This is a genomic window from Massilia sp. TSP1-1-2 (assembly GCF_049896185.1).
GTDB lineage: Bacteria > Pseudomonadota > Gammaproteobacteria > Burkholderiales > Burkholderiaceae_D > Telluria_A.
The window spans coordinates 78,855-88,065 of record NZ_JAFCTU010000024.1; the positions used below are offsets into that span (position 1 = coordinate 78,855).

Below are 9,211 nucleotides of genomic sequence, written 5' to 3' on the forward strand. Positions count from 1 at the left end.
AATTGTGTAACGCTATGATAGCAAGGCATCGGACGACTGCACAGGGTTCGGGCAAACTGATGATAAAGCAGTCTCTGCCGCAAGCCGGTTCAGCACGTGTCCGGCGGCAATCATGCCGAAAGTGGCGGTCACGACCATGCTCGATCCAAAGCCGGCGCAGTTCAGCCCGGTGATGCCGGCCGCTTCGCCGTCGATGTCGATGTCGCAGGCCAGCGTTTCGGGCATCGCCACCGGTTCCATTGAAAACACGGCGTCCACGTTAAATTTGGTTTTCAGGCTGCGCGGAAAACCGTAATCGGTGCGCAGGCGTTTCCTGACTATTTTGAGCAAAGGCTCCTGCTCGGTCTTGGTCAGGTCGCGCACTTCGATGCGGGCCGCGTCAGTCTTGCCGCCGGCGCTGCCGATGACAATGATGGGCAGCGCATGCGCGCGGCAATACGCAATCAGCGCGGCCTTCGACTTGACGCTGTCGATGGCGTCGACCACGTAATCGAAGCCCTTGCCGCCGATCATCTGGTCCAGGTTGTCGGGCGTAATAAAATCTTCCACCAGGTTGACGCGGCAAAAGGGATTGATCTGGGCGATGCGTTCGGCCAGCGCATCGATCTTGGCTTGGCCGATGGTGCCCGAGAGCGCCTGGATCTGGCGGTTGATGTTGGACTCGGCCACGTTGTCGAGGTCGATCAGCGTGAGTTGCCCGATGGCGCTGCGCGCGAGCGCTTCAACGATCCAGGAACCGACGCCGCCCACGCCAATCACGCAAATATGCGCGGCGCGAAAGCGCGCCAGCGCCGGCTGGCCATACAGGCGGCCAATACCGCCGAAGCGGCGCTCGACATCGGCCTCGTGGGCGTGGTCCGGAGAAATAGGCGGTGTGAAGGTCTTCATTGTGCCATTTTAACGGACGCGGCCGTTCAGACTGCTCTAAAATGCAGCGTATAGCCACCCTGGCAAGCAACGAGAGAACCCACCATGAACGTCCTGCCCGACAGCGCGCCCGGCTTCGACCAGCCGATCGCCGTACTCAAGCATTGCCACGACCGTATCCGCAAGCAACTTGCCACCATGGAGAAATTGTTGCCGCACCTGGCAGCGCATGGCGCCGACGAACAGGCGCAGCAGGCGGCCGCCGCAGTCATCAAGTATTTCGACAAGGCAGCGCATCTGCATCATGAAGATGAAGAGCAAGACCTGATCCCCATGCTGCAAGCCACGGCGCAAGGCGACGACGCCGCGCTGCTGGCGCAGCTGGCGCCCGGCATCCTGGACGAACACCGCCAGATGGATGCGATGTGGCAAGGCCTGCACGAACAGTTGCGCGCCATTGCCGACGGCAGCGCGGCGTTGCTGCGCGAGAACGACGTGCGCCGTTTTGTGGACACTTACGGCGCGCACATGGAACGCGAGGAAGGCCACATTGCACCGATGGCCAAGCGCATTTTCAGCGCGGCGCAGATGGCGCAGCTGGGCCAGGCGATGCAGCTGCGGCGCGGCATCGCGGTGCCGGTATCGACGGGCGACGCGGTGGCCGGCCTGCGCAAGGATTACGGTCAGGCCACGCTGGATGAAGACGCGGTGGCGGACGATCCTTTCGAGCAATTCAATACCTGGTTCGAGCAAGCCTTGAAGGCCGAAGTGAACGAGCCGAACGCGATGAGCGTGGCCACCGTCGACGAACGCGAACGGCCGACATCGCGCATCGTGCTGATCAAGCAGTACGATGCGCGCGGCTTTACCTGGTACACCAATTACGAGAGTCAGAAAGGACGCCAGCTGGCCGCCAATCCGCACGCCGCCCTGCTGTTCTTTTGGCCGGAACTGGAGCGCCAGGTGCGCATCGAGGGCCGGGTCGAACGCACCGCCAGCGAGGAGAGCGACAAGTACTTTCACAGCCGTCCGCTCAAGAGTCGCCTGGCGGCAATCGCTTCTGAGCAAAGCCTGCCAATTCTCAACCGGGCCGCGCTTGAAGACAACTATGCTGCAATCGCAAGGCAGTTCGGCGAAGAGCCACCGCGTCCTTTGAACTGGGGTGGCTTCCGCCTGGTGCCCGAGCGTATCGAATTTTGGCAGGGACGCCGGTCCCGTTTTCACGATCGCATTGTGTACATGCTGCAGGCAGACGGCAGCTGGACGCGGCAGCGGTTGCAACCGTAGCGCACTGATGGCGCCTGCCGCGCTGCCACGCGCGGGAGGTGCTTGTGTTCAATCAGATCCGACTCAATGCCTGGAGCACAGGCGTGCGCAACCGTGTGGCCGTGCCGCTGCGCGTGGAACTGTGGAACGGGCAGCGGCTCGATTTTTCGTCCGAGCCGCCACGCGTCACCATTCGCGTGCCCAATGCGGCGGCGGTGCGCTACCTGCTCTCGCCTTCGCTGTACAACCTGGGCACCGCGTATGTTGAAGGGGCAATCGACGTCACCGGCCGCGCCAATGACATGATCGCCGTGGTTGGCTTGCTGGCGGCCAACAGCGGGCCGCGCGCCCGCCTGTTGCGCGCGCTGCGCTCCATTACTCACACGCGCGCCATCGACGCTGCGGCCGTGAGTTACCACTACGACGTTTCCAACGATTTTTATGCCGCCTGGCTCGATCCGGCCATGGTGTATTCGTGCGCCTATTTTGAAAACGGCGATGAAACGCTGGCCCAGGCGCAACGCAAAAAGATCGATCACATCCTCACGAAAATCGACCTGCGGCCCGGGCATACCTTGCTCGACATCGGCTGCGGCTGGGGCGCGCTGGTGATCCGGGCGGCCCAGCGGCACGGCGCGCGCTGCGTGGGCATCACCTTGTCCGAAAACCAGGCGCGGCATGCGCGCGCGCAGGTCGAGCGCGCCGGCGTCGGCCACCTGGTCGAGATCCGGCTGGAAGACTACCGCGACGTGCGCGGCAAGTTCGACCGCATCACCAGCGTGGGGATGTTCGAGCATGTGGGCGTGCGCCACTTGCCGGAATACTTTGGCCGCATCAATGCGCTGCTGGCGGACGACGGGCTGGCAATGAATCATGGCTTGACTACGACTAATACCAACAGCAAGACGGCGCCGTTCGGCGCCGGGGAATTTATCCAGCGCTATGTGTTTCCGCATGGCGAGCTGGCGCATCTGGGGACGGTGCTTACGGCCATGCAGGAAGGCGGACTGGAGGCGCTCGATGTGGAAAACTTACGACGGCACTACGCGCGCACGTGTGCGCTGTGGACGGATAATTTTGAGGCCAAGGCCGAGCAGATCAAGCTGCTGACCGATCCGCGCAAATTCCGGATATGGCATGTGTATCTGGCGGGGTGCACGTATGCCTTTGAGCATGACTGGATCAGCTTGTATCAGGTGGTGTGCGGCAAGGCGGGCCGGGCTCCAGGGGGGATTGCGTGGTCACGCAAGTACATGTATCGGTGATTCGTGGCAAAGGAGTTGGCAGGCACGCAGGTCGGAAAAGCGCAGGCCTGGGCGGCCCCCTTTTCCGGCAAGCGCCGTCGAGACGCATGGCGCAATGCGGGCTTTGCCCTTTTGCGCCCTACGATGCCGCGCGAGGCGAGCGGCATGTGGGCGCGGCCCCCTACTCCGCCATGGCTTGCGGGCCGGCCGTGATCAAGGCATGCAAGGCAGCATACACTTCCTCCAGCGCCGCGCCCAGCTCCACCGCTTGCCCCTTCCACTGCGCCGACTGGGCCGGCTGGTGCAAGCTGGCCGACATCCGCTCGGCCTGCGAAATGGCGCGCTGCGCGCCGAAATTGACCAGCACACCTTGCAAACTGTGCACCGCCCGCTGCGAACCGGGCAAGTCGGCGTCTGCCAGCGCGCCATACAAGGTGCGCATCAATTGCGGCCCGTCATCGATGAACAGTTGCGCCAGTTCCAGCAGCAACAGCGCATCGCCATCAAGACGCAGCAGCGCGGCGCGCCACGCCAGCACCGGCCCGGCTTGCTCGATATGGAAGCGGCCGACAATCTGGCGCAGCCGCTCGCTGTCAATGGGCTTGGACAGATAGTCATCCATACCCGCCTCCAGGCAACGGTCGCGGTCGCCCTGCATGGCGCGCGCCGTCATGGCAATGATCGGCACGTGGCCGCCGTGCACCGCCTCCCACTGGCGAATCCGGCGCGTTGCGCTCAGGCCGTCCAGTTCGGGCATTTGCACGTCCATCAGCACCAGCTCGAAGCCGCCCTGCACCACGCATTCGAACGCGGCAAGTCCATTGTCGACCAGCGTGATGCGGTGCCCCATTTTTTGCAGCAAGCGCATGGCCAGGCGCTGGTTGACGGGATTGTCTTCGGCCAGCAAAATGCGCAAACCGTTGCCGCTGCCTTGCTCCCGCGCCAGCGCCGGTGCCGGCACCGTCACAGGTTCGACCTCGTCCAAGTCCACCAGTTCATCGTCCGCCGGCAGTTGCTGGGCGGCGTGGCGCAAGGGCACGGTAAAGCGGAAGGTGCTGCCCTTGCCAGGTTCGCTCGCTACCGTCAGGTCGCCCTGCATCAAGATCACCAGGCGGCGGCAAATGGTCAGGCCCAGGCCCGTGCCGCCGAACTGACGCGTGGTTGAGCCGTCCACTTGCGAGAAAGGTTCAAAGATCAGCTTTTGCTTTTCCAGCGGAATGCCAATGCCGGTATCGCTGACGGCAAAGGCGATGTCGCAGCGCTCGTCCACCCGGGCGCCCATGGCCAGCGCCAGCGCCAGCGTCAGCGTCACGCTGCCTTGCTGGGTAAATTTGATGGCGTTGGCGAGCAGATTGATCAAGACCTGACGCAAGCGTCCGGGGTCGCCCTTCATGGCGCGCGGCAAGTTGGCCGGCATCGCGACCTGCAGGTCCAGGCCTTTTTGCTGCGCGCGCAGGGCCATTGGGCGCACCGTGTCGCGCACCAGTTTGCGCAGGTCGAAAGGCACGTCTTCCAAATCGAGCCGGCCAGCCTCGATCTTGGAAAAGTCGAGAATTTCGTTGACGATTGTGAGCAGTGCCCCGGCCGACGCCTTGACCAGGCCGATATCGTCGCGCTGCTCCGCTTCCAGGCGCGACTCAAGCACCAGCTCGGTCATGCCCAGAATGCCATTCATCGGCGTGCGGATTTCATGGCTCATGTTGGCCAGGAAATCACTCTTGGCCTGGCTGGCCGCCTGCGCCGACTCGACCGCGCGCTGCATCGCGTCGCGCGCGGCGCGCTGCTCGCTGACATCAATGGAAAAGCCCAGCAAATACGATTCGCCGCCGCTGGTAATGACGATTCGGTTGACTACCAGATCGATCGGTGGATCGACCTGGGTGACGCGCCGCTCGCTGCTGACCATCAGCCCCGTGCGCCAGGCTTGCTCGTCCTCCTGCTGGGTGACGGCGGCCCACTCGGGCGAAGTGAAATGCTCGATCTTGGCGCCCATCAGCTCGGCGCGCGTCATCTGGTAAAACTTCTGGAACTGGCGGTTGAAGCGCACAAAGCGCCCTTCGCGGTCCTTCAGGAAAACGGGAATGGGCAATTGGTCGAGAATTTGCTCGGTCAGCTCGCGCGCCGTTTCGCGCTGCTGGACCAATTGTTCGAGCGCATGCGTGAGTCCCAGCAAGTCGTGGTCGGCCGGTGGTGGCTCGTTTGCGGTGCCGGCGTCAAAGGTCAGGCGCTGCACGCTTGCTTGCAGCGAGCGCAGCACTTCGCGCTGGCGCCCCGCTTCCTCGCGCAGCTGGGCGTTGGCGCCAAGCAGTTCTTCGGAACTGATGTCGAGCATCCGGGTGCGCACCTGCAGGTCGCGGTCGTACTGTTCGTAGTTGCGGTGGGTGGACTCGAGCAGCGCGGCGATGCCGTCGGCCAGCGCCTTGTCGCCACGCTCGGCCAGCGCGCCCAGCAAATCCTGCAGCGCCTGCTCGCTGCTCACGCCAAAGGCGCGGCGCACCTGGCGCACCAATCGCTTGTGGCGCATCAAGCCAGGCCTAGGCCGCGTCGCGCGCGGCGGCGTCGCTCAGGCGGCCGCGAATGGCGAGCACGTCGGACCAGCGCCGCAGCAGCGCGTTGACGCAGGCCGGGTCGAAATGGGAGCCGCTGTTGTCGAGCAAAAAGGTGCGCGCCGCCTCCAGCGTCCAGGCTTGCTTGTAGGGACGCACATTGGTCAGCGCGTCGAACACGTCGGCCACGGCAACGATGCGCCCGGCCAGCGGAATGGCGTCGCCCTTCAGGCCGTTCGGGTAGCCGGTCCCGTCGAAACGCTCGTGGTGCGAGTAAGCAATTTCCGCGGCCAGCTGCAGCATTTTCGCTTCGCTGCTTTTCAGAATGTTGTAGCCGATCAGCGCGTGCTGGCGCATGATTTCCATCTCGTCCGGATTCAGGCGACCGGGCTTGAGCAAAATGGTGTCGGGGGTGCCGACCTTGCCGATGTCATGCATGGGCGCGGCGCTCAGGATGCGGTCCTGTTCGGCGCTCGACATGCCCAGCTCGGCGGCAATGAGGCGGGAATAATGCGCCATGCGCTGGATGTGGGCGCCCGTTTCCGGATCGCGGTATTCCGAGGCGCGGCACAGCAGCAAGATGGTTTCCTGCTCGCGCGCGCGCAGTTCGGCGGTGGCCGCGTTCACCTCGCTGGCCAGCCAGCTGGCGCGGCTCTCCAGCGCAACGGTGGCGCGCCGCAGCGCCAGCATATTGCGGGTGCGTGCCAAAAATTCGACCTTGTCGATCGGCTTGATCAAAAAATCGTTGGCGCCATTTTCCAGCGCGCGGTGACGGATTTCAACATCGTGGCTGGCAGTGACCATCAGCACCGGTGGACGGGCGCGCGGGTCCGGGTCGAGCTGGCTGATGAATTCGAGCCCGTTAATGTCGGGCATCATGTAGTCGAGAATGAGCAGGTCGTAGGGATTGCTGCGGCACCAATCAAGCGCCTCGCGCGCCGACTGGAACGCGACTGTCGACACGCCCTCGAGCTTTTCCATCAAACGCGACATCAGCACCAGGTTGATGTGCGTGTCGTCGACGATCACTACCTTCATTGCAGGTCCGATCCGGTTACACATATAAAGACAAGCCGCACGTCTGGTTGTCCGCCCGACACTATTTTAACCTGTCGGCAAAGGTCTTACCGAATTTGATCACCTTGAGGGAGAGGACTCGCCGCACCAGAAACCGCCGCCGTCCAGAACCGCCATGTCGCTTGCAGTCGATTGCGACATGCCGGTCGCGCAAGGTGGGAACTTGAGGTTGACGACTGTAACGCAAAGCGCCCCCGTGCGCTACGGCTCGCTTGTTGTACCGGGACGCTGAGCACTGAGGCAATTTCCTGCTGTGAGCTGCACCAAAATTTGGCATAATGTCAGAAATATACGAGGCACCAATGAACACAAGCTCTCCCCGCGCCGCCGCGCGCGACTTCGACGCGGCCCAGTTTCGCCAGGCACTGTCGCAGTTCGCCACGGGTGTGACCGTCATTACCACGCGCCTGGCGGACGGCAGTTTTCGCGGCTTGACGGCCAGTTCGTTCAATTCGGTATCGTTGGCGCCGCCGCTGGTGCTGTGGAGCCTGGGCAACGCGGCCAACAGCTTGCCGATTTTCAGCGGCAACTCGCACTACGTCATCAATGTGCTGGGCGCCGAGCAAGCGCATCTGGCGCAGCGCTTTTCCAAACGCACCGACAATCCCTTCGACGGCGTCGAGTACGAGCTCTCGCGCACCGGCCAGCCCATCCTCAAGGGCGCTTCAGCCTGGTTCGAATGCCACAACCGCAGCCGCTACCCGGAAGGCGACCACGTCATTTTCGTCGGCGAAGTCGAAGAATGCGCATTTCACCCGCAAGCCTCCCTGATTTTTCATGCCGGGCAATTCGGCAGCACGCAAACGCGGTAAAATCAGGCATCCGGCAAAGTAGTCTATACAACTTACCCCCTCCTTACAATACGTCAACAGAGACAGGAAAAGCCATGAACCGATCCGAATCGCCGCGTAAAGCCCAATTTCACTGGGACGATCCGTTGCTCCTAAATAATCAACTGACCGACGACGAACGCATGATTCGTGACGCTGCGGCTGCCTATTGCCAGGACAAGCTGCAACCGCGCATCCTGGAAGCCTTCCGCCACGAAAAGATGGACACGTCGATTTTTCGCGAAATGGGCGAGCTCGGCTTGCTGGGGCCGACGATTCCTGAACAATACGGCGGCCCGGGCTTGAACTACGTGGCATACGGCTTGATTGCGCGCGAAATTGAACGCGTCGATTCGGGCTACCGCTCAATGGCCAGCGTGCAGTCGTCGCTGGTGATGGTGCCGATCTACGAGTTCGGCACCGAAGAGCAGCGCCAGAAATACCTGCCCAAGCTGGCGACCGGCGAATGGATCGGCTGCTTTGGCCTGACCGAGCCGAACCATGGTTCCGACCCGGGTTCCATGATCACGCGCGCCAAAAAAGTGGACGGCGGCTACTCGCTGTCCGGCGCCAAGATGTGGATCACCAATTCACCGGTGGCCGACGTGTTCGTCGTCTGGGCCAAGGATGATGAAGGCGCGATCCGCGGCTTTGTGCTGGAAAAAGGCATGGCCGGTTTGTCGGCGCCTGCGATCCACGGCAAGTTCGGGCTGCGCGCATCGATCACCGGCGAAATCGTCATGGACAATGTGTTCTGCCCGGAAGAAAACGCCTTCCCGGACGTGCGCGGCCTTAAGGGACCGTTTACCTGCCTGAACTCGGCGCGCTACGGCATCGCCTGGGGCGCTCTGGGCGCGGCGGAAGATTGCTGGCACAAGGCGCGCCAGTACACGCTGGACCGGCACCAGTTTGGCCGTCCGCTGGCGGCCAATCAACTGGTGCAGAAAAAGCTGGCCGACATGCAGACCGAAATCACGCTCGGCCTGCAAGGCTGCCTGCAACTGGGCCGCATGAAGGACGCGGGCACGGCTGCCGTCGAGATCACGTCGATGATGAAGCGCAATTCATGCGGCAAGGCGCTGGACATTGCCCGTGTCGCGCGCGATATGTTGGGCGGAAACGGCATCTCGGACGAGTTCGGCGTGATCCGTCACATGGTCAACCTGGAAGTGGTCAATACGTATGAGGGCACGCATGATATTCACGCGTTGATTCTGGGGCGTGCGATGACGGGTATTCAGGCGTTCCAGTAATTGAGTAAGTGATGATGAAACCCGCTTCGGCGGGTTTTTTTACGTCGTGTTCAGTAAGCGCGCTATTTACCCCACCTTCCATTGCTAATTTTCCGCACCCAGAATCGGGGCTCCATCAACTAAAGGAG

At 62.6% G+C, this 9,211-nt stretch carries 7 protein-coding genes; 4 read left to right on the forward strand and 3 right to left on the reverse strand.

Features of this window, described 5'->3' with window-relative positions; translation table 11 throughout:
- Positions 1-12: 12 nt before the first annotated feature.
- Positions 13-888 (reverse strand): tRNA cyclic N6-threonylcarbamoyladenosine(37) synthase TcdA, encoded by an 876-nt coding sequence (tcdA, locus tag ACP7BV_RS19300; protein ID WP_426106108.1) that lies wholly within the window; start codon positions 886-888, stop codon positions 13-15.
- 84 nt (positions 889-972) lie between these two features.
- Here tcdA and pdxH point away from each other — a divergent pair, with 84 nt between their 5' ends.
- Both pdxH and ACP7BV_RS19310 read left to right on the forward strand, forming a co-directional pair.
- On the forward strand, positions 973-2,154 hold the full coding sequence (pdxH, locus tag ACP7BV_RS19305; protein ID WP_426106109.1) for a pyridoxamine 5'-phosphate oxidase: 1,182 nt from the start codon (positions 973-975) through the stop codon (positions 2,152-2,154).
- A gap of 44 nt (positions 2,155-2,198) precedes the next feature.
- Positions 2,199-3,398, forward strand: coding sequence for a class I SAM-dependent methyltransferase (locus ACP7BV_RS19310; RefSeq protein WP_426106110.1), 1,200 nt, complete (start codon positions 2,199-2,201; stop codon positions 3,396-3,398).
- 160 nt (positions 3,399-3,558) lie between these two features.
- On the opposite strand, the gene ACP7BV_RS19315 is transcribed toward ACP7BV_RS19310, so the two are convergent.
- Together ACP7BV_RS19315 and ACP7BV_RS19320 are read right to left on the reverse strand one after the other, a co-directional pair.
- Positions 3,559-5,901 carry an ATP-binding protein gene (locus ACP7BV_RS19315; RefSeq protein WP_426106111.1) on the reverse strand — a complete coding sequence of 781 codons (2,343 nt, stop codon included), beginning with the start codon at positions 5,899-5,901 and terminating at the stop codon, positions 3,559-3,561.
- Between the two features lie 10 nt (positions 5,902-5,911).
- Entirely contained in the window at positions 5,912-6,961 is a 1,050-nt protein-coding gene (locus tag ACP7BV_RS19320; RefSeq protein WP_426106112.1) for an HD domain-containing phosphohydrolase, read from the reverse strand.
- A gap of 341 nt (positions 6,962-7,302) precedes the next feature.
- Between ACP7BV_RS19320 and ACP7BV_RS19325 the strand changes: the two genes are divergently transcribed.
- Positions 7,303-7,812 (forward strand): flavin reductase family protein, encoded by a 510-nt coding sequence (locus ACP7BV_RS19325; protein WP_426106114.1) that lies wholly within the window; start codon positions 7,303-7,305, stop codon positions 7,810-7,812.
- A 74-nt stretch (positions 7,813-7,886) separates the two neighbouring features.
- Positions 7,887-9,083 carry an acyl-CoA dehydrogenase gene (locus tag ACP7BV_RS19330; protein WP_426106115.1) on the forward strand — a complete coding sequence of 399 codons (1,197 nt, stop codon included), beginning with the start codon at positions 7,887-7,889 and terminating at the stop codon, positions 9,081-9,083.
- Positions 9,084-9,211: the final 128 nt, after the last annotated feature.

Coding starts and splice junctions, on each gene's coding strand:
- ACP7BV_RS19315 (WP_426106111.1), bottom strand. CDS start 5,901: ATGCGCCACAAGCGATTGGTGCGCCAGGTGCGCCGCGCCTTTGGCGTG.
- tcdA (WP_426106108.1), bottom strand. CDS start 888: ATGAAGACCTTCACACCGCCTATTTCTCCGGACCACGCCCACGAGGCC.
- ACP7BV_RS19330 (WP_426106115.1), top strand. CDS start 7,887: ATGAACCGATCCGAATCGCCGCGTAAAGCCCAATTTCACTGGGACGAT.
- ACP7BV_RS19325 (WP_426106114.1), top strand. CDS start 7,303: ATGAACACAAGCTCTCCCCGCGCCGCCGCGCGCGACTTCGACGCGGCC.
- ACP7BV_RS19320 (WP_426106112.1), bottom strand. CDS start 6,961: ATGAAGGTAGTGATCGTCGACGACACGCACATCAACCTGGTGCTGATG.
- pdxH (WP_426106109.1), top strand. CDS start 973: ATGAACGTCCTGCCCGACAGCGCGCCCGGCTTCGACCAGCCGATCGCC.